The 18,443-nt window shown below is 68.5% G+C and carries 18 protein-coding genes; 4 read left to right on the top strand and 14 right to left on the bottom strand.

Annotated elements, in window-relative coordinates; translation table 11 throughout:
- Positions 1-16: 16 nt before the first annotated feature.
- The 3 genes from rpoN to ptsN all read left to right on the top strand — a co-directional run bounded on the left by rpoN (position 17) and on the right by ptsN (position 2,666).
- Positions 17-1,489: an RNA polymerase factor sigma-54 gene (gene rpoN, locus WG921_RS11380; protein WP_340109363.1), complete on the top strand. Its 1,473-nt coding sequence runs from the start codon at positions 17-19 to the stop codon at positions 1,487-1,489.
- A 106-nt stretch (positions 1,490-1,595) separates the two neighbouring features.
- Positions 1,596-2,165, top strand: coding sequence for a ribosome hibernation-promoting factor, HPF/YfiA family (gene hpf / locus WG921_RS11375; protein WP_340109362.1), 570 nt, complete (start codon positions 1,596-1,598; stop codon positions 2,163-2,165).
- A 33-nt stretch (positions 2,166-2,198) separates the two neighbouring features.
- Positions 2,199-2,666 carry a PTS IIA-like nitrogen regulatory protein PtsN gene (ptsN, locus tag WG921_RS11370; protein WP_340109361.1) on the top strand — a complete coding sequence of 156 codons (468 nt, stop codon included), beginning with the start codon at positions 2,199-2,201 and terminating at the stop codon, positions 2,664-2,666.
- 263 nt (positions 2,667-2,929) lie between these two features.
- On the opposite strand, the gene WG921_RS11365 is transcribed toward ptsN, so the two are convergent.
- The 14 genes from WG921_RS11365 to WG921_RS11300 form a co-directional block, all read right to left on the bottom strand.
- Positions 2,930-3,148 carry a DUF1150 family protein gene (locus WG921_RS11365; RefSeq protein WP_340109360.1) on the bottom strand — a complete coding sequence of 73 codons (219 nt, stop codon included), beginning with the start codon at positions 3,146-3,148 and terminating at the stop codon, positions 2,930-2,932.
- A 37-nt stretch (positions 3,149-3,185) separates the two neighbouring features.
- A complete protein-coding gene (locus WG921_RS11360; protein ID WP_340109359.1) occupies positions 3,186-3,599 on the bottom strand; it encodes an Hsp20 family protein in 414 nt (137 codons plus the stop codon).
- Between the two features lie 196 nt (positions 3,600-3,795).
- Positions 3,796-4,200, bottom strand: coding sequence for a DUF2177 family protein (locus tag WG921_RS11355; RefSeq protein ID WP_340109358.1), 405 nt, complete (start codon positions 4,198-4,200; stop codon positions 3,796-3,798).
- The gene (gene topA / locus WG921_RS11350; protein ID WP_340109357.1) at positions 4,197-6,809 is read right to left on the bottom strand and encodes a type I DNA topoisomerase; all 2,613 of its coding nucleotides are present in this window, start codon (positions 6,807-6,809) and stop codon (positions 4,197-4,199) included. Before topA ends, WG921_RS11355 begins: the two co-directional genes overlap by 4 nt.
- A gap of 76 nt (positions 6,810-6,885) precedes the next feature.
- Positions 6,886-8,007 (bottom strand): DNA-processing protein DprA, encoded by a 1,122-nt coding sequence (dprA, locus tag WG921_RS11345; protein ID WP_340109632.1) that lies wholly within the window; start codon positions 8,005-8,007, stop codon positions 6,886-6,888.
- An 83-nt stretch (positions 8,008-8,090) separates the two neighbouring features.
- Positions 8,091-8,693, bottom strand: a complete 603-nt coding sequence (gene plsY / locus WG921_RS11340) for a glycerol-3-phosphate 1-O-acyltransferase PlsY (protein ID WP_340109631.1) — start codon at positions 8,691-8,693, stop codon at positions 8,091-8,093.
- A gap of 28 nt (positions 8,694-8,721) precedes the next feature.
- Entirely contained in the window at positions 8,722-10,014 is a 1,293-nt protein-coding gene (gene pyrC / locus WG921_RS11335; RefSeq protein ID WP_340109356.1) for a dihydroorotase, read from the bottom strand.
- On the bottom strand, positions 10,011-10,958 hold the full coding sequence (locus tag WG921_RS11330) for an aspartate carbamoyltransferase catalytic subunit (protein WP_340109355.1): 948 nt from the start codon (positions 10,956-10,958) through the stop codon (positions 10,011-10,013). The genes pyrC and WG921_RS11330 overlap by 4 nt, the downstream gene beginning before the upstream one ends.
- An 80-nt stretch (positions 10,959-11,038) precedes the next feature.
- Complete coding sequence (locus WG921_RS11325) at positions 11,039-11,920, bottom strand: DMT family transporter (protein WP_340109354.1); 882 nt, start codon at positions 11,918-11,920, stop codon at positions 11,039-11,041.
- A 43-nt stretch (positions 11,921-11,963) separates the two neighbouring features.
- Positions 11,964-12,926, bottom strand: a complete 963-nt coding sequence (gene denD, locus WG921_RS11320; protein WP_340109353.1) for a D-erythronate dehydrogenase — start codon at positions 12,924-12,926, stop codon at positions 11,964-11,966.
- A 72-nt stretch (positions 12,927-12,998) separates the two neighbouring features.
- Complete coding sequence (locus WG921_RS11315; protein WP_340109352.1) at positions 12,999-13,739, bottom strand: SDR family NAD(P)-dependent oxidoreductase; 741 nt, start codon at positions 13,737-13,739, stop codon at positions 12,999-13,001.
- Positions 13,736-14,458, bottom strand: a complete 723-nt coding sequence (locus WG921_RS11310) for an SDR family oxidoreductase (RefSeq protein WP_340109351.1) — start codon at positions 14,456-14,458, stop codon at positions 13,736-13,738. The genes WG921_RS11315 and WG921_RS11310 overlap by 4 nt, the downstream gene beginning before the upstream one ends.
- 48 nt (positions 14,459-14,506) lie before the next feature.
- The gene (locus tag WG921_RS11305; RefSeq protein WP_340109350.1) at positions 14,507-16,810 is read right to left on the bottom strand and encodes a xanthine dehydrogenase family protein molybdopterin-binding subunit; all 2,304 of its coding nucleotides are present in this window, start codon (positions 16,808-16,810) and stop codon (positions 14,507-14,509) included.
- Positions 16,811-16,898: 88 nt separating this feature from the next.
- The gene (locus WG921_RS11300; protein WP_340109349.1) at positions 16,899-17,258 is read right to left on the bottom strand and encodes a hypothetical protein; all 360 of its coding nucleotides are present in this window, start codon (positions 17,256-17,258) and stop codon (positions 16,899-16,901) included.
- 120 nt (positions 17,259-17,378) lie between these two features.
- On the opposite strand from WG921_RS11300, the gene WG921_RS11295 reads away from it, so the two are divergent.
- Positions 17,379-18,401, top strand: coding sequence for an aspartate-semialdehyde dehydrogenase (locus WG921_RS11295; protein ID WP_340109348.1), 1,023 nt, complete (start codon positions 17,379-17,381; stop codon positions 18,399-18,401).
- Positions 18,402-18,443 lie beyond the last annotated feature (42 nt).

Genomic DNA, 18,443 nt, shown 5'->3' with positions numbered 1-18,443 from the left:
GAAAGGGGAGCTGGAGATGCAGGCCGGGCCGCGTCTCGAAATCAGACAAAGCCAGCAGCTGGTGATGACTCCCCGGTTACAGCAGGCGATCCGTCTTCTGCAGATGTCCCATCTCGACGCAGCCGCCTTCATCGCGGAGGAGCTTGAACGGAACCCGGTTCTGGTCGTCGACGACGGCGGCGGCGAGACGGCCGCGCCGGAGGCGTCGGTCGCGGCGCGTGAAGACGTGGATCACACGATCGCGCTGGGCGACCACGGCGCCGACGAGCCGTCTTTCGGCGCGCGGGAGGAACACGCCTTCGACGAGACGGAGATGCGGCGCGCCGCATCTCTCGGCGGCGGACCGGGCCTGACCGGGAGCGCCGACCAGATCGGAAATTACGAGGAGACCGCGAGCGGCGCGGTCACGCTCCGCGATCATCTCCTGCCCCAGATCGGAACCAGCGGGGCCCCGCGGGAGGTGCGGCTTCTGGCGTCGCTTCTCGTCGACGATCTGGACGAGGCGGGCTATCTCCGCGCGGATCTGACGCGGCTGGAGGCCCGCCTCGGCGCCCGCGCGGGGCTGGCGGCGGCGGCGGTGGCGCTGCTGCAGAGCTGTGAGCCGACCGGGATCGGCGCGCGCAATCTGGAGGAATGCCTCGCGCTGCAGCTGAAGGAGCGGAACCGGTTCGATCCGGCGATGGAGGCGCTGGTCGCGAACCTCCCGCTGCTCGCGGCCGCCCGGCTGCCCCAGCTTCGCGCCATATGCGGCGTCGATGACGAGGATCTGGCCGAGATGATCGCGGAGCTTCGCGCGCTCGATCCGCGCCCCGGCGCCGCTTTCACCGTCGATGTCGCGCAGGCGGTGGTGCCGGACGTGTTCGTCCGCCGGAGCGCCCCCGGCGGCTGGCTGGTGGAGGTGAACGCCGAAGCGATGCCGAAAGTGCTGCTCGACACCGCCTATCTGGCCCGCGTCGGCGCGTCGGGCGAAGTCGAGATCCGCGAGTTCATCTCCGCCTGCCGGCGCGACGCCGACTGGCTGATCCGCGCGCTCGATCAACGCGCGCAGACCATCCTGAAGGTGGCGACGGAGATCGCCCGCCGCCAGGCCGGATTTTTCGAGACCGGCGTCGCCCGGATGGAGCCGATGACGCTGAAGCAGGTGGCGGACGAGATCGGCATGCACGAATCAACCGTGAGTCGTGTGACCGCGAACAAGTTTCTCTCCTGCGAGCGCGGCGTGTTCGAGATGAAATTCTTCTTCACGGCGGGGCTCTCCGCCGTCGCCGGCGGCGACACGGTTTCCGCCGCCGCGGTCCGGCACAGAATCAAGCGCCTGATCGATCAGGAGGATTGCGCCGCCGTGCTTTCCGATGAGCGGATCGCCACGATCCTGAAACAGGACGGCGTCGATGTGGCGCGCCGGACGGTCGCAAAGTACCGCGAGGCGATGAACATTCCCGGCTCGTCGCAGCGCAGGCGGATGAAGGCGGCGGCTCTTAGACGTTGAATTCGCACCCGCGAGCGGCCATGTTAGCGTCAGGTTGACTTGATATGGGCCCGCTCATAGGTTCCGCGCCTCTCGGCGGAGCCGGGCTGTGGATACGGAGTTGAGCATGCGGATACAGGTCACCGGCAAGCAGATCGACGTTGGCGACGCATTGCGCGAACATGTGCAAGCGGAGCTTGCGGCGGCGGTCTCGAAATACGCCGATGTGGTTCTTGACGCCGAAGTCGTCTTCAGTCGCGACGCCCACACCTTTCGCGCCGACGCGGTGGTCAAGCTGGCGCGCGGCCTGACCGCGAAGGCGTCCAACAAGGCGACCGAGATCTACGCCGCCTTCGACGGCCTGTCCGAAAAGATCGAGAAGCAGGTCCGCCGATACAAGCGCAGGTTGATTCATCATCGCGGCGACGCCGCGTCGAAGAAGACGCCGGCCGCCTCCTACGTCCTCGCCGGCGCTCGGGACGAGGATGAGGAGTCCGAGAGCCTCAACCCCGTCGTGATCGCCGAGATGAAGGCGCAGCTGCTCTCTCTGTCGGTCGGCGAGGCGGTGATGCGGATGGAGCTGGAGGACGCCCCTTTCCTGATGTTCCGCAACGACGCCCACGGGCGCCTGAACATTGTTTTCCGTCGCGATGACGGTAATATCGGCTGGATCGATCCCGAGAATCTTGCGGCCTGAGCCGCGCGACTGGAAGATGGACGGGGGCCATTCATGGACATGATGAAGAGCATTGTCTCGCCAGAGGCGCTGTATGTCGCGCTCAACGCCACAAGCAAGAAACACCTGATGCAGGAAATCTCGCAGCGCGCCGCGGACGCCTACGGGCTGGACCAGCGCGCGGTGTTCGACGCGCTGGTGGAGCGGGAGCGGCTGGGCGCGACCGGCATGGGGCGGGGCGTCGCCATTCCGCATGCGCGGCTCGCCGGGCTCGATCGGGTGGTCAGCGTTTTCAGTCGGCTGCAAAAGCCGATCGATTATGACTCGGTCGATGGCGAGCCGGTGGATCTCGTCTTCGCGCTGTTCGCGCCGGAGAGCGCCGGCGCCGACCATCTCCGCGCGCTGGCCCGCATCTCGCGCTGCCTGCGCGACCCGTCGATCTGCGCGAAGCTGCGCGGCACGGATCAGGCTGCGGCGATCTACGCGGTTCTGACCAATCCGGTGAACTCCAAAGCGGCCTGACCGCCGCCGCGCCCGCCGCATTCGAGAAATGCGCCCCGATCGGCGGGACCCTCGGGCGGCGAAGCGAACCCGCTCATGACATGAAAAATGCGACCGCGCCCGCAGACGGGGCCGGCCGCTCGCGAGCGGCGGGGCGCCGCGACCATTCGGGTCGTCCGGGCGCCGCGCCGCTCTCATTTTTAATCCGAGCCGTGATCCCCGCATCCCGAGGGGCGTCGTCATTCGAGCCCCTCAGGCGGCGGGGCGGCGATTTCCGGCCCGCGTCAGTGGGCGCTGACCGGGGTCATTTCATGCTGGCGCGCGGCGACGAACGCCAGGTTGCGGTCTGGCGCCAGCCCCAGCCGGTTCCCGGCCTCGTCATGGATCGCGTAGAGCGCGACCCCGGCGGCCTCCACCGGCATCTCGTCGGGTCTCACCTGGCGGATATAGACGATCCGGCGGTTTTCCTCGACCGCGGCGTCTGGGTGGGTTTGATCGGTCATCTCGGTCTCCTTTCTTGAAGCGAAACTGGCGGCGGCCTCAGGCCCGCGCGCCAATCTTGATTTTCCGGATCACGGTTTCCGGCTCCGCTCGGACGAGATCGACATGGAGAAGCCCGTTGGCGAGATCCGCCCCGGCGACCTCCACTCCGTCGGCGAGGACGAAGCTGCGCTGAAACTGTCGCGCCGCGATGCCGCGATGCAGGAAGATACGTTCTTCATCATCCGGCGTCTGCCGGCCGCGGATCACCAGTTGACTGTCTTCAACGGTGATCGCGATATCTTCCTCCGCGAACCCCGCGACGGCGAGCGTGATGCGGTACGCCGTCTCTCCCCGTTGCTCGATGTTGTAAGGCGGGTACCCATCCGACCCGGCCTTCTGCCGCTCGACCAGGCGGTCGAGCTGCTCGAAGCCGAGCAGAAACGGGTGTTGAGCGAAGGTCAGACGGCTCATCGTTCCAGTCCTCGTAAAAGCGACTATCCATGCGCGGACCCTGAAGCGGCGTCCGCACAGCATCAATATGTGGATAGGCGAGCCGGGACGCAAGCTCTGGCGCCGGAGCGCCGGAGCGCCGGGCGTCCGCGGCGATGTCGATTATCAGAGGATGGGCGAGGGGCCGCCGGAACATGGCCGCGATCGGGCGGCGGGATCAGATCCTGGTCAGCCGCGTCAGCCAGAGCCCGGCGGCGGCGGAGAACCCGGTCAGGACCGTCCCCCAGGCGAGATCCACGAGGGTCAGGCGCCATGTCCAGGCGGCCAGCGTCGCCAGATTGGTGAGCTCATAGGTCCCGTAGGCGACCGCGCCCAACCCGGCGCCGCTGAGGAACGCCGATCCGAGCCCGGCGCCGCTCCGCATCGCCGGCGCGGTCACGAACCAGAAGATCCCGCCAGCGTAGCCGATATAGAACAGAATCGCCGGGAGGGCGCGAAACCCGTCGAGAAAGATCGCGCCCGCGGCGTCCAGCGCGACCGGCTGCACGAGCAGGTTGATCCCGACCATGTCCACGGCGAAAAACACGATCGCCGTGAAGAAATAGAGCAGAACGCCGGTCATTCGGCTCCGCTCCCGCGTTTGGCCTCCGGCGCCGCCTCGGCCGGCGCCTTCGCCGCCTTTTTCTTGGCCGCAGGCTTTTTCTTCGGCGCGGCCTTCTTCTTCGCTGCGGGTTTCTTTTTCGGCGCCGCCTTCTTTTTCGGCGCCTTGCCGGCCTTCGCCTCGATCAGCTCGAGCGCGGTCTCCAGCGTCAGGGTCGCCGGGTCGGCGTCCTTCGGGATCGTGGCGTTCACCTTCTCCCATTTCACATAGGGGCCGTAGCGCCCCTCCATCAGGTTGACCTCGCCGCCCGATGGATGCTCGCCGAGCGCCCGAAGCGGCGTCGCCGCCGTGCGCCCGCGGCCCGGATTGGCGCGCTTTTCCGCGATCACCTCCACCGCCCGGTTCATGCCGATGGTGAAGACCTCCTTCGGATCCTTCAGGTTCGCATAGGTCTTGCCGTGCCGGACATAGGGGCCGTAGCGGCCGATCGCGGCCTCGATCGGCTCGCCGTCGTCAGGATGCGCGCCGATCAGCCGGGGCAGGGAGAGCAGCTCCAGCGCCCGCTCCAGCGTCACCTCCGCCGGCGCCAGGCCTTTCGGCAACGACGCGCGCTTCGGCTTCTCCTTCGAGTCCGGGTCCTGCTCGCCAAGCTGGACATAGGGGCCGAAGCGCCCCGATTTCAGCCAGACATCGACCCCATCCTCGTTTTTCCCGAGCAGCTGGTCGCCGGCCGCCTCCTCGCCGCCGAGCGAGCGGGTGTAGCGGCAGGCGGGATAGTTCGAGCAGCCGATGAACGCGCCGCCGGAGCGCGCGGTCTTCAGCGAGAGCCGCCCCTCGCCGCAGAGCTTGCAGAGCCGCGGGTCGGTCCCGTCGCCCGGATCGGGGAAGATATGCGGCGCGAGCACATCGTTGATGGTCTCGAGAACGTCGGTGATCCTGAGCTCCGAAGTCGCCTCCAGATCCTCCGAGAACTCCTTCCAGAACCGCTCCAGCACCGCTTTCCAATCGGCCCGGCCGTCGGAGACGTCGTCAAGCTCCGCCTCCAGCGAGGCGGTGAAGTCGTAATTCACGATCCGCTTGAAATAGCTTTCGAGAAAGGCGGTCACCAGCCGGCCCTTGTCCTCGGGGATCAGGCGGCCGTTCTCCTTGCGCACATATTCCCGGTCCTGGATCACCGTGATGATCGAGGCGTAGGTGGAGGGGCGGCCGATGCCGAGCTCCTCCATCCGCTTCACCAGCGTCGCCTCGGTGTAGCGGGGCGGCGGCTGGGTGAAATGCTGGGTCGGGGTCACGGCCTTCGTGGCGGCCGCCTCGCCGGCGACGATGAGCGGGAGGAGGCCCTCCTCCTCGTCCACGACGTCGTCGCGGCCCTCCTCGTAGACGCGGAGGAAGCCGTCGAACTTGATCACCTGGCCGGTGGCCCGGAGCCCGGCCTGATTGTCGGCGTCGGCGATCTCCACCACCGTCCGCTCCAACCGGGCGGACTCCATCTGGCTGGCGAGCGTGCGTTTCCAGATCAGCTCATAGAGCCGGGCCTGATCCGGCTCCAGCCCGGCGAGGTCGCCCGGCGCCGCGCTCATCACGGTCGGGCGGATGCACTCATGCGCCTCCTGCGCGTTCTTCACCTTGTTCTTGTAGACCCGCGGGGTCTTCGGGACATAGCTGTCGCCATAGCGGTCCCTGATCGCGTCGCGCGCCGCGGTGATCGCCTCCGGCGCCATGTTGATGCCGTCGGTCCGCATATAGGTGATGCGCCCGGCCTCGTAGAGCCGCTGCGCCGCGCGCATCGTCGCCTGCGCGCCGAGCCCGATCTTGCGCGAGGCCTCCTGCTGCAGGGTCGATGTCATGAACGGCGGGGAGGGGTTGCGCGTCCCGGGTTTCGCTTCGACGCTGGCGATCTTCAGCGCCTGCGTCTGGATCCGCCGCACCGCGGCGGCGGCGGCGGCCTCGTCGGCGAGGTCGAACTTGTCCAGCTTCTTGCCGTCGAGCGTGGTCAGCCTGGCTTCGAACCGGTCGCCGCGCGGGGTCTCGAGCTCGGCCTTCACGCTCCAGTATTCGCGGGGGCGGAACGCCTCGATCTCCATCTCCCGCTCGACGATCAGCCGGAGCGAGACCGATTGCACCCGCCCGGCGGATTTCGCCCCGGGGAGTTTCCGCCAGAGCACCGGAGAGAGCCGGAAGCCGACGAGATAATCCAGCGCGCGGCGCGCCAGATAGGCCTCGACCAACTCCATGTCGATGCCGCGCGGCTGGCGCATCGCCTCGCTCACCGCCGCTTTCGTGATCGCGTTGAAGACGACGCGCTCCACCGGCGCGTCGCTCTTCAGCGCCCGGCGCTTCTTCAGCGTCTCCAGAAGATGCCACGAGATCGCCTCGCCCTCGCGGTCCGGGTCGGTCGCGAGAATCAGCTTCGGATCGGCCTTCAGCGCTTCGGCGATGGCGCGAACATGCGGCGCGGCCTTGCTGTCCACCTGCCAGATCATCTCGAATTGGTTGTCGGGATCGACCGAGCCGTCCTTGGAGGGCAAGTCGCGGATATGGCCATAGGAGGCGAGCACGGTGAATCCGTCACCGAGGTACTTGTTGATGGTCTTGGCCTTGGCCGGCGACTCGACGACGACGACTGCCATGAAAGCTCCGCTGCTGGTCGGTTGCAAGGCCGCGGAACATGGGCGTGGCGTCCAGCCATGTCAACGCGGCCCGCCGTCAGGCGCCCGGGTCGAGCGCGATCAGCCCGCCGGGCCGCCATTCGATCAGGCCCCCGAGCTCCAGTTCCAGAAGCGCCTCCGCGAGCGCCGCCGGCGTGGCGCCGAGATCGCGCGCCAGCGCGTCCGCCTCGATCGCCGCCGGGCCGAGCAGAGCCAGCGCCCGCGCGGCGAGGCCGGTCGCCTCCGCCCCGGCCGCATCGTCTTCCGGCGCCGGATCCGGAGCGGGCGGCGCGCCCGCATCCACCGTCAGCGCGCGGGGCGCCGCCAGCGCCTCGATCACGTCGTCGGCGGAGCGGACGAGCGCCGCGCCCTGCCGGATCAGCGTGTTGCACCCCGCCGCCCGCGGGTCGAGCGGCGCGCCCGGCGCCGCCATCACCTCGCGGTTCTGCTCCAGCGCCATGCGCGCCGTGATGAGCGAGCCGGAGCGCTGCGCGGCCTCGATCAGGACCACGCCGTCGGCGAGGCCGGAGACGATGCGGTTCCGGCGCGGAAAATGGCGCGCCAGCGGCTTCATCCCCATCGGCGCCTCCGAGAGAAGCAGCCCGGAGGCGCGCATCTTCTCGGCCAGCGCCGCGTTTCTCTCCGGGTAGACCACGTCCACGCCGCCCGCCAGCGCGGCGACGGTTCCCGTCGCCAGCGCCGCCTCATGGGCCGCGGTGTCGATGCCGCGCGCGAATCCCGATGCGACGACCCATCCCCGCGCGCCGAGCTCCCCGGCGAGCAGCCGCGCCGTCCGCAGCCCGAGCGAGGACGCGTTCCGCGCGCCGACCACGGCCACCGCCGCGCGATGCGCCAGCCCGATATCGCCGAGCGCCCAGAGAAACGCCGGCGGATCGGGAATCTCCGCCAGCCGGGGCGGATAGTCCGGCGCGCCGAGCCGCAGCATGCGCGCCCCCGCGGCCTCGGCGCGCTCCATCTCCTCCACGCCCTGCCGCATCGAGCAGGGCTGATAGGCGGGCGCGCCGCTCCGCATCAGGGCGCCGGGCAGCGCCTCCAGCGCCGCGGCCGCGGTCCGATGCCGGGCGAGCAGCCGGCGGAAGGTCATCGAGCCGACATTCCGGCTCCGGGCGAGCCGAAGCCACGCTAGCCGCTCCTCCGGCGACGCGTCGTCGTCCGCGATCGCGCCGGCGGCGGCGGCGGGGGGAGGGGTGTCAGGGGTCCGCAACATCCGCCCCAGAGAGGCGCGCGCGCGTTAATTCGGGCCTAACGCGCGCCGATCTTCGGCTCTTCGCCCCGGATCAGCCGGGCGATATTGCCGCCATGCTTCACCCAGACCAGAACGATCAGCAGCAGCGCCGCCCAGAGCGCGCCGCGCTCCCCCGCCAGCCAGAGCCAGACGGGGGCCGAAAGCGTCATCAGCAGCGCCGCGAGCGAGGACAGCCGGAACAGCGCCGCCACGGCCAGCCAGGTGAGGCAGCAGAGCGCCCCGGCGAGCGGCGAGAGCCCGAACATGACGCCGAGGAACGTCGCCACGCCCTTTCCGCCCCGAAACAGGAGCCAGACCGGAAAGACATGGCCGATCACCGCGCCGAGCGCCGCGAGCTGCGCCGCGAGGTCGCCCCAGTTCGCCAGCGCCAGCGCGACCGGCGCCCATCCCTTCGCCATGTCGAGCGCCAGCGTCGCCGCCGCCGCCTTGCGGTTGCCGGTCCGCAGCACATTGGTCGCGCCGATATTGCCGGAGCCGATGGCGCGGAGATCGCCGAGCCCGAACAGCCGCGCGACGATCACGCCGGAGGGGATCGAGCCGGCGGCGTAGCCGATCGCCAGCGCCGTCAGCAGCCAGGGCCAGGCGCGCTCCCACCCCATGACGACGGGCAGGAGCATCGCGAGGTCCTCATGCCACGCCATGGGTGAAGACCTCTCTCCCGGCGACGAAGGTCCGGAGCGCCCGCCCGGTCATCAGCCGCCGGTCGAAGGGCGTGTTCTTCGATTTGGAGCGGAGTGCGAACCGGTCCAGCACATAGGGCGCGTTCGGGTCGAACAGCACGAGATCGGCCGGCGCGCCCTTCGCCAGCCGCCCGGCCGGCAGGCCGAGCAGCCGCGCCGGCGTCAGGCTCAGCCGTTCGAACAGCGTCGGCAGGCTGACCAGCCCGTCATGCCAGAGCTTCAGCGCCCCCGGCAGCAGCGTCTCCAGCCCGACCGCGCCGGCGGCGGCGACCTCGAAGGGCTGGCGCTTCGATTCCTCGTCCTGCGGCCGGTGAGAGGAGCAGATCACGTCGATCAGCCCTTCCGCCACCGCCGCCTCCATCGCCGCGCGGTCGTCCTCCTCGCGAAGCGGCGGGTCGAGCTTGAAGAAGGTCGCGTAATCCGCGAGGTCGAATTCGTTCAGGATGAAATGATGGTGGCTGATGCCGGCGCTGACCGGCAGACCGCTCTCCTTCGCCCGGCGGAGCGTCGCCAGCGCGCCGCGCGTGGTCACGAGATCGGCGTGATAGCGCCCCCCGGTGACCTCGACCAGCGCGAGATCGCGGGCCAGCATCATCCGCTCGGCGACCGGGTGGATCGCGGGCAGGCCGAGATGGGAGGCGAAATGGCTCTCCGTCGCGCTGCCCTCGGCGGCCATCGCCGGATCCTGCGGGTGATGCACGACCAGCGCGCCGAGCGAATGCGCGTAGTCGAGGCAGTTCCGGAACACGGTCGGGTCCTTCACCGCGTGCGACCCGTCGGTGAAGGCGAGCGCGCCGGCGTCGAGCAGGAAGCCGTACTCCGCCATCTCGCGCCCCTTCAGCCCGCGCGTCAGCGCGGCCATCGGCGCGACGCGGACCACGCTCGCGCGCTCGGCCCGGCGCATCGCGAACTCCAGCACGGCCGGGTCGTCGACCGGCGGGTCGGTGTCGGGCTGGACCGCGATGGTGGTGACGCCCCCCGCCGCCGCCGCCAGCCCGGCGGAGCGGTAGCTCTCCTTGTGCCGCTCGCCGGGCTCGCCGACCGAGACGCGCATGTCGACGATCCCCGGGGCGAGCGGCATGCCGCCGCAGTCGATCACGGCCGCGCCGTCAGGCGCCGCCGGCGCCGCACCCTTCGCGACATCGGCGATCTGCCCGTCCCGGATCAGAAGCGCGCCCGGCCCGTCATGGCCGGTCTCGGGGTCGATCAGGCGGGCGTTGGAGAGGAGGATGTCGGTCATGGGTGTTCGTCCGGAATGTTCTGCGCCAGCAAGTCCATCACCGCCATCCGCACCGCGACGCCCATCTCCACCTGCTCCTGGATGACGGAGCGTTTCGGGTCGTCCGCGACGTTCGGGTCGATCTCCACGCCCCGGTTCATCGGCCCCGGATGCATGACGATCGCGTCCGGTTTCGCATGGGCGAGCTTTTCCTCATCGAGGCCGAACCGGTGGAAATACTCCCGGTTCGACGGTACGAACGCGCCGCTCATCCGCTCCTGCTGAAGGCGGAGCATCATCACCACGTCCACCCCGTCCAGCCCCTTGCGCATGTCGTCGAACACCTCGACGCCCATCTTCTCGACCCCGGTCGGCAGGAGCGTCGGCGGCGCGATCACCCGCACCCGGTTCTCCATCTTGTTCAGCAGGATGATGTTGGAGCGCGCGACGCGCGAATGATTGATGTCGCCGCAGATCGCCACCGTCAGCCGATGGAGCCTGCCCTTGTGGCGGCGGATCGTCAGCGCGTCCAGCAGCGCCTGAGTCGGATGTTCGTGGCGCCCGTCGCCGGCGTTGATCACCGCGCAGTTGACCTTCTTCGCCAGAAGCGCGACCGCGCCGGAATGCTGATGCCGCACGACCAGAAGATCTGGATGCATCGCGTTCAGCGTCACCGCCGTGTCGATCAGCGTCTCGCCCTTCTTCACCGAGGAGGAGGCGAGCGACATGTTCATCACGTCCGCGCCGAGCCGCTTGCCCGCCAGCTCGAAGCTCGCCTGGGTGCGGGTCGAGTTCTCGAAGAAGAGGTTGATCTGCGTCAGCCCTTTCAGGACCGCTCGTTTCTTGTCCCGCCGCCGCGAGAGCGCGACATAATCTTCGGCGAGGTCCAGGATGCTCTCGATATCGGAGCGGCCGAGCGCCTCGATGCCCAGAAGATGGCGATGTGCGAACAATGCTGCCCCCATGCGGATCGGCGTGCGGATCGCGCCGCTTATAGGCGCCGGCGCGGGGGGCGGCAAGGCGCCGGGCGCGGATCGGCGCGCGTTCAGCGCGCGCGGACGCGCCGCTCGCGCAGCCAGACGTAGAGCCCGCTGAGGATGATGACCGTCGCGCCGATGAGCGTCGCCCGGTCCGGCGGCTGATGAAAGATCAGCCAGCTCGATATCGAGATCCAGACGATATGGCTGTAGTTCAGCGGCGCGAGAGACGACGCCTCCGCGTAGCGATGCGCGAGCGTGAACAGCTGATGCCCGCTCCAGCCCGAGACGCCGATCATCACGAAGGCGAGCCAGCTCCAGCCGTCCACCGGCCAGACCCAGTCCGTCAGCGCGAAGGGCGTCAGCGCGATGAGCGGAATCAGCGCCGCCCAGAACTGCATGGTGTCCGGCGCCTCGACCCCGGCGAGGCGGCGCGTGATCAGCGTGTAGACCGCGTTGGCGATCGGGGGAATCAGGCTGATCAGCATCGCCCACTGAAACGCCGCGCCCCAGGGCCGGGTGATGATCAGCACCCCGGCCAGCCCGATTCCGATCGCGGTCCAGCGCCGCCGCCCGACCTTCTCCGAAAGAAAGAGCGCGGCGGAGGCGGTGATCAGCAGCGGCGAGATGAAGAAGATCGAGATGGTGATCGTCATCGGCAGATACTGCAGGGCCGTGAAGTTCGCGAATGTCGCGCAGAGCAGCATCAGCCCCCGCACCAGCGTCAGCCGCGGCGACCGCATCCGCCAAAGCGAAGCGCCCTGCGATGGCCCGAATAGCGCGAGCACCATCATCAGATGGCCGAAATAGCGCACGAACACGACCTGGCCGACGGGGATCCCCGCTTCGACCAGCCATTTCGCGCTCGTGTCGATGCCGGTGAAGCAGATATAGACCGCCAGCATCAGGCCGATGGCGTAGCCCGGCCTCTCCTCGCGCGCGCGGATCACGCCTGAATCCGCGCGCCGAGGGAGGCCGGAGCCGGGTGTCGGCTCACCGCTTTACGTCATCCTCCAGGAACCAGCGGATGTTGTCGTCGAAGCTTTCGTCCTGATGGAATCCGAGCCGGAGCGCCTTGTCGGCCTTCAGATGCGCCTTCCAGCCGGCGCAGATCTTCTGGATGAACGGATCCGGGTTCCAGGTGATGCGCTTGGCGGCCTCGGGGCCGGCGACGCGGGTCATCGCGTCCACCATCTCGCGCACGGTCCGGGTGATGCCCGGAATGGCGAGGCAGCGGTTCTCGCCCCACGCCTCCGCCGGCGGCTCCGCCGCATGCACGAGGTTGGCGACGACGGTGCGCGGCGCCGAGGACCAGATCGGATAATCCTCCGAGACCGGGCAGTTCGCCTCTTCGCCCTGCAGCGGCTCGCGGAAGATCGACGACATGAACGAAGAGGCGGCCGCGTTCGGCCGGCCCGGCCGCACCGTCACCGTCGGCAGCCGGAGCCCGCGCCCGTCGATGAAGCCCTTGCGGCTGTAATCGGTCACCAGCATCTCGCCCGCGGCCTTCTGCGCGCCATAGGAGGTCTGCGGGTTGAGGATGGTGAAATCGTCGATCACGTCGGGGATCTCGCCGCCATAGACCGCGACGGAGGAGGTGTAGACCACGATCGGCGTGTTCCCCGCCGCGCGCGCGGCTTCGAGAATGTTGATCGTGCCGAAGAGGTTCACCCTCAGGCCGGTCTCGAACTCCGACTCGGCCTGGCCCGAGACGACCGCGGCCAGATGAAAGACCGCGTCGGGCTTCTCCTCGAACGCCAGATCGACCGCGGGCCGGTCCGTGATGTCGAGCGCGATCCCCTCGACCGGAAACGGCGCCTCCACGGGCTCCGGCGCGAACAGGTCCGCCTGGGTCATGTGGGTGATGGCTTGGCCGCGGATCGTCCCCTTGGCGGCCAGCGCTTTCGCCAGCTTCACGCCCAGAAACCCGCCGCCGCCGGTGATCAATACGCGCATGTCAGTCCCTCCAATGTGTTGCATGCGCCCGGCCGGCCGGCCGGGCGCGGATTCGCCGTCCCGAGGACGGCGTCAATAGGTGGCGCGCCCGCCCGAGATGTCGAAGACGCCGCCGGTGGTGAAGCTGTTCTCCTCCGAGGCCAGCCAGCCGACCAGCGACGCGATCTCCTCGACCTTCACGAAACGCCCGCGCGGGATCTTGGAGAGCATGAAGTTGATGTGCTCTTCGGTCATCTGATCGAAGATCGCCGTCTTCGCCGCCGCCGGCGTCACGCAGTTCACCGCGACGTTCTTGTCCGCGAGCTCCTTGCCGAGCGATTTCGTCAGCGCGATCACCCCGGCTTTCGAGGCGGAATAGGCCGAGGCGTTGGGGTTCCCCTCCTTGCCGGCGATCGAGGCGATGTTGACGACGCGGCCGTAGCCCGCCTTCGCCATGATCGGGCTCACCGCCTTGCAGCAATAGAAGACGCCGTTGAGGTTGATATCCAGCACCCGGCGCCATTCCTCGACCGGGTAGTCGGCGACGGTGGTGTTCTTGCCCGCCACCCCGGCGTTGCAGACGAGGATGTCGATTCCGCCCATCTCTGCGTTCGAGCGCGCGGCGGCGGACTGCACCGCCTCCCAGTCCGTCAGCTCGGGCGTGACGTAGCTCGCGCCGGTCTCGGCGCACATCGCCTCGGCCTTTTCGCGGTCGACATCCCAGATCGTGACGGTCGCGCCCGAGGCGATGAAACGCTCGGAAATGGCGCGCCCGATGCCCTGCGCGCCGCCGGTGACGATCGCCTTCCGGCCCTTCAGGTCATATGCGTTCACAGCGACCACCCCCCGTCGATCACATGCGATTGCCCGGTGACGAAGGTGCTTTCGTCCGAGGCGAGATACACGGCGAGCCGGGCGATCTCCTCCGGCCCGGCGAGCCGGCCCATCAGCTGGCGGGCGACGAAATCCTTCATCGCCTGCTCGTAGTCGCCGGTGGCGCGCAGCCGCTCATGCAGCGAGGGCGTGTCGACCGTGCCGGGGCAGATGACGTTGACGCGGATCCCCTGCGTGATGTGATCGCGCGCGACGGCGGCCGAAAGCCCCTCGATCGCCGCCTTGGTGGCCCCGTAGATCGCCCGGTTCGGCGCCGCGACATGGACGCCGGCGGCCGAGCCGATATTGACGATGGAGCCGCCGCCGCGCTCGATCATCCCCGGCAGCGCCGCCTTCATCACCCGGAACTGCGAGCGGACGTTGAGGTTGAAGCCGAACTCCCATTCCTCCTCCGTCGCGTCGAGGATCGTGCCGGCGTGGACGAAGCCGGCCGCGTTCAGGATCACGTCGGGCCGCGCCCGATCCACCCCGGCGTTGATCGATTCCGGATCGAGCGCGTCGAGCACGAATGTCTCGCCGCCCTTGAAGTCCTTGAGCAGATCCGCGTTCACGTCGGTCGCGAACACCTCGGCCCCCTCGGCCGCGAAAGCTTCGGCGCAGGCGCGCCCGATGCCCTGGCCCGCCGCCGTGACCAGCGCGCGTTTCCCTTTAAGTCTCATCTCGTGTCCTCATCCGTCTTCCAAATCTCTTCTCCCGCGGGCGTCTCTTCACGCGGCCTTTTTCGTCTTCGCCGCCTGGATCCATTCCCAGACCCGGACCGGCGTCATCGGCATGTCGACATGATCGACGCCAAGCTGCGCGAGCGCGTCGAGCCCGGCGTTGGCGACGGCGGCGAGCGCGCCGACGGTCCCGGCTTCGCCGCAGCCCTTCATGCCGATCGGGTTGGCGGTGGAGGGGGTGCCTTCATGGCTGAAGGAGATCATCGGCGCGTCGTCCGCGCGCGGCATGGCGTAATCCATCCAGCTCGTCATCAGCGGCTGGCCGTCATCGTCATAGGCGACCCGCTCGGTCACCGCCTGGCCGATGCCCTGGACGACGCCGCCGTGAACCTGGCCCTCGGCCAGCATCGGGTTCATCAGGATGCCGAAATCGTCGGTGACGGTGTAGCGGACCACCTTCATCACGCCGGTGTCCGGGTCGACCTCGACCTCCGCGATGTGGCAGCCGTTGGGGAAGGAGCGGCCGGGCACCGTGTTCAGGCCGCGATGGTTGAGCAGCTCGACCTGGCCCTCGCGCCGCGCCCGCGCCGCCAGCGTCATCACGTCGACGGTCTTGTCGGTGCCGGAGACGCGGAAGACGCCGTCCTCGAACACGATATCCGCCGCCGCGGCCTCCAGCTCGTCCTCGGCCAGCGGGCGGAACGCCTCGATCATCTTGTCGGCGATGGCGTTGATCGCGCTCCCCTGCATCGTGACCGAGCGCGAGCCGCCGGTGCCGCCGCCTTTCGGCACGAGGTCGGTGTCGCCCTGGATCATCCGGATCCGGTCATAAGGAATGCCGGCGCGGGTGTGGAGGAACTGCGCGAACACCGTCTCGTGGCCCTGGCCGGTCGATTGGGTGCCGACATAGAGATTGACGCCGCCATCTTCGGCGAATTCGATATGCGCGGATTCGTTCTGATCTCCGAGAATGCTTTCGACGTAATAGCAGACGCCGAGGCCGCGGGCCTTGCCTTCCGCCCGCGCCGCCGCCCGCCGCGCCGGGAAGCCGGCGTGGTCGGCGTCCTTCAGCGCGCGGGTCAGCACGCGATTGAAATCGCCGACGTCGTAAAGCTCGCCCGACGCGGTGGTGTAGGGGAAGGTGGTGATGAAGTTCTTCCGCCGCAGCTCGATCGGGTCGACGCCGATCTCGCGCGCGGCGTGATCCATCAGCCGCTCCAGCGCGTAGATCTGCTCCGGCCGCCCGGCGCCGCGATAGGCGTCGATCGGCGTGGTGTTGGAGAAGACCCCCTTGCAGGAGAAGAACACGGTCTGGACGTCATAAGCCCCGGTCAACACCTTCAGCGCCAGCTCGGACGGGATATGCTGCGCGAAGGTGGAGCAATAGGCGCCCATCCCCGCGACGCAGTCGAAGCGGAGCGCCGTCAGCTTCAGATCCGCGTCGAACGCCGCCTGGCAGGTGGTGTAATGGTCGCGCCCCATCACGTCGGAGAGCGCGCCCTCGGAGCGCTCCGCGATCCAGATCACGGTCCGGCCGGTCTCCTTCGCCGCGAACGCGATGGCCGGATATTCCGGGTGGATGAAGCTTTTCGTGCCGAAGCCGCCGCCGATATCGGGGTGGCTCACATGAACATGGGCCTTGTCCAGCCCGAGAATCCCGGCGACTTCGTTCTGGACCGCCCAGGGGCCCTGGCCGCCGTATTTGATCCTGAGATCCGTTCCGTCCCACGAGGCCATGCAGCTCCGCGTCTCCAGCGAATGCGAGATCACCTTGTTGTCGACGATATCGATCGAGACCGTGTGCGCGGCGGATTCGAACGCCGCCGCCGTTGCGGCCTCGTCGCCCTTGGCCCAGTCGAAGGCGATGTTGCCGGGCGCCTCCGGGTGGATCGTCTCCGCGCCGTCGAGCAGCGCGCGGTCGGTGTCGGCGACGACAGGCAGCTCGTCATAGTCGATCTCGACCAGCTCCGCCGCGTCCCGCGCCGCCGCCGCCGTCTCCGCCACGATCAGCGCCACCGCTTCGCCCACATACCGGACGCGGTCCGAGGCGATGCAGGGCCGCCGGCCGGAGACGCCGTTCGAGCCGTCGCGGTTCTGCACGGCGGCGAAGTTCAGCTGGTTCTTCATCTTCGCGTCGAGATCGGCGCCCGACCAGGCGCCGACGACCCCGGGCGCGGCCCGCGCGGCCTCAAGGTCGACGGAGACGATGCGCGCATGCGCGACCGGGCTGCGCAGGAAGACGCCGTGCGCCGCGTCCTTCGCCTTGATGTCGTCGAGATAGCGCCCCGCGCCGGTCAGAAACCGTTGATCCTCTTTCCGTCGGACGGGCTGGCTGACGCCGAACTTGCTCATTGGGGGAACCTCCGCGATCTGGCTGCATCCGGGGCGACGATAGCGCCATGCGCGCCCGCCGCCAGCCCCTCATGGGTATTTTTCTCGGTCAGTCCGGCAGTTGAAACTCGACCACCGTCGGGCTCCAGCCATGAACGTTGTCATGCGCCTCGATGAGCACCGTTCCGACCCCGTCCGGGATCCGCACGCCGGTGAGCGAGCGGGTGAAGGGCTGCTCGTCCACATGCGGATGCAGCAGCGTCCGCTCGCCATAGACCGCGCCGTCGGGGCCGACCACCCGCCAGGCGTCGGCGTAATGGTCCCAGCCTTCATCCTCGTGGCGGATGGCGACATCGAATCGCCAGGTCGCGCCTTCGCGGGCGGCGGCGGCGGCCACGACCTCGGCGTTCCCGGCGAGAGCGGGGAGGGACCAGAGCGCGGCGGCGAGGCAGACGAGAGCGCGGATCATGGCGCGACGCTACTCCCTGCGGATGAAAATGCAATCCTGGCGTGGCCGGCTGGTTTTCGGGGACGGATGGCGTTAGAAGCCGGCTCTGATTGATCCGACATCCGACCGGAGAACCCGAGAATGGGCTACAGAATCGCCGTCGTCGGCGCCACGGGCAATGTGGGCCGCGAAATGCTGAACATCCTCGCCGACCGGGGCTTCCCCGCCGACGAGGTGGTGGCGCTCGCCAGCCGAAAATCCATGGGCCAGGATTGCGGCTACGGCGACAAGACGCTGAAGGCGCGCGATCTCGAAACGTTCGACTTCACCGGCTTCGACATGGCGCTGTTCGCGATCGGCTCGGGCCCGACCAAGATCTACGCGCCGAAGGCGGCGGCGGCGGGCTGCGTCGTGATCGACAATTCGTCGCTCTACCGGTACGATTCGAACGTGCCGCTGATCGTGCCCGAGGTGAACCCGGACGCGATCGACGGCTACGCGAAAAAGAACATCATCGCGAACCCGAACTGCTCCACCGCGCAGATGGTCGTGGCGCTGAAGCCGCTGCATGACCGCGCGACGATCAAGCGCGTCGTGGTCTCCACCTACCAGTCCGTCTCCGGCGCCGGCAAGGCCGCGATGGAGGAGCTCTGGAACCAGACCAAGGGCATGTATGTCCCGGGTCAGGAGGTGGCGCCGAAGGAGTTTCCCAAGCAGATCGCCTTCAACGTGATCCCGCATATCGACGTCTTCATGGAGGACGGCTCCACCAAGGAAGAGTGGAAAATGGTGGTGGAGACGAAGAAGATCATCGACCCCCGCATCCACGTTCACGCCACCTGCGTCCGGGTTCCCGTCTTCGTCGGCCATTCCGAGGCGATCAACATCGAGTTCGAGGAGGAGCTGGACGAGGACGAGGCCCGCGATATCCTGCGCGAGGCGCCGGGCGTTCTCGTCGTCGACAAGCGCGAGCCGGGCGGCTACATCACCCCGGTGGACTGCGTCGGCGATTACGCCACCTATATCAGCCGCATCCGCACCGATCCGACCCAGGACAACACGCTCTCGCTCTGGTGCGTCTCCGACAATCTCAGGAAAGGCGCCGCGCTCAACGCGGTGCAGATCGCCGAGCTTCTCGGCCGGCGGGTGCTGAAAAAGGGCTGAGCCCGGCGCCGCTCCGAACTTTTTGCCCATCTACATGATTGG

The sequence above is a fragment of the Paludibacillus litoralis genome (assembly GCF_037646705.1).
GTDB classification, from domain to species: Bacteria; Pseudomonadota; Alphaproteobacteria; order Rhodobacterales; family Rhodobacteraceae; genus Pikeienuella; species Pikeienuella litoralis.
Note: the sequence above shows the minus strand (reverse complement) of the source record. Positions and strands in the feature narration are given on the sequence as shown.

Coding starts and splice junctions, on each gene's coding strand:
- WG921_RS11355 (WP_340109358.1), bottom strand. CDS start 4,200: ATGACCGGCGTTCTGCTCTATTTCTTCACGGCGATCGTGTTTTTCGCC.
- WG921_RS11310 (WP_340109351.1), bottom strand. CDS start 14,458: ATGAGACTTAAAGGGAAACGCGCGCTGGTCACGGCGGCGGGCCAGGGC.
- topA (WP_340109357.1), bottom strand. CDS start 6,809: ATGGCAGTCGTCGTCGTCGAGTCGCCGGCCAAGGCCAAGACCATCAAC.
- WG921_RS11305 (WP_340109350.1), bottom strand. CDS start 16,810: ATGAGCAAGTTCGGCGTCAGCCAGCCCGTCCGACGGAAAGAGGATCAA.
- WG921_RS11365 (WP_340109360.1), bottom strand. CDS start 3,148: ATGACCGATCAAACCCACCCAGACGCCGCGGTCGAGGAAAACCGCCGG.
- WG921_RS11360 (WP_340109359.1), bottom strand. CDS start 3,599: ATGAGCCGTCTGACCTTCGCTCAACACCCGTTTCTGCTCGGCTTCGAG.
- WG921_RS11300 (WP_340109349.1), bottom strand. CDS start 17,258: ATGATCCGCGCTCTCGTCTGCCTCGCCGCCGCGCTCTGGTCCCTCCCC.
- WG921_RS11295 (WP_340109348.1), top strand. CDS start 17,379: ATGGGCTACAGAATCGCCGTCGTCGGCGCCACGGGCAATGTGGGCCGC.
- denD (WP_340109353.1), bottom strand. CDS start 12,926: ATGCGCGTATTGATCACCGGCGGCGGCGGGTTTCTGGGCGTGAAGCTG.
- hpf (WP_340109362.1), top strand. CDS start 1,596: ATGCGGATACAGGTCACCGGCAAGCAGATCGACGTTGGCGACGCATTG.
- WG921_RS11330 (WP_340109355.1), bottom strand. CDS start 10,958: ATGGGGGCAGCATTGTTCGCACATCGCCATCTTCTGGGCATCGAGGCG.
- rpoN (WP_340109363.1), top strand. CDS start 17: ATGCAGGCCGGGCCGCGTCTCGAAATCAGACAAAGCCAGCAGCTGGTG.
- pyrC (WP_340109356.1), bottom strand. CDS start 10,014: ATGACCGACATCCTCCTCTCCAACGCCCGCCTGATCGACCCCGAGACC.
- plsY (WP_340109631.1), bottom strand. CDS start 8,693: ATGGGGTGGGAGCGCGCCTGGCCCTGGCTGCTGACGGCGCTGGCGATC.
- ptsN (WP_340109361.1), top strand. CDS start 2,199: ATGGACATGATGAAGAGCATTGTCTCGCCAGAGGCGCTGTATGTCGCG.